The organism is Shewanella electrica (genome assembly GCF_022321485.1).
GTDB lineage: Bacteria > Pseudomonadota > Gammaproteobacteria > Enterobacterales > Shewanellaceae > Shewanella > Shewanella electrica.
The window spans coordinates 1-227 of the sequence record NZ_JAKOGG010000041.1; the positions used below are offsets into that span (position 1 = coordinate 1).

Annotated in this window: 1 protein-coding gene; it reads right to left on the reverse strand. The window is 54.2% G+C overall.

Translation table 11 applies throughout. The features are described 5' to 3' along the window. Positions 1–227, reverse strand: a 227-nt coding sequence (locus L9G74_RS23800) for a hypothetical protein (RefSeq protein ID WP_500142660.1), incomplete at both ends; no start/stop codon positions are given.

Below are 227 nucleotides of genomic sequence, written 5' to 3' on the forward strand. Positions count from 1 at the left end.
CCGGGGGCAAATGTGACCACCATGCCTGGCTTCAGGACACCAGTTTCCACACGGCCAACTGGTACAGTACCAATGCCACCAATTTTGTAGACATCTTGAAGAGGCAGACGCAGAGGTTTGTCAGTTGGACGAGTTGGAGGCAGGATGCAGTCCAAGGCTTCCAGGAGGGTGGTTCCACTGGCATTGCCATCCTTACGGGTGACTTTCCATCCCTTGAACCAAGGCAT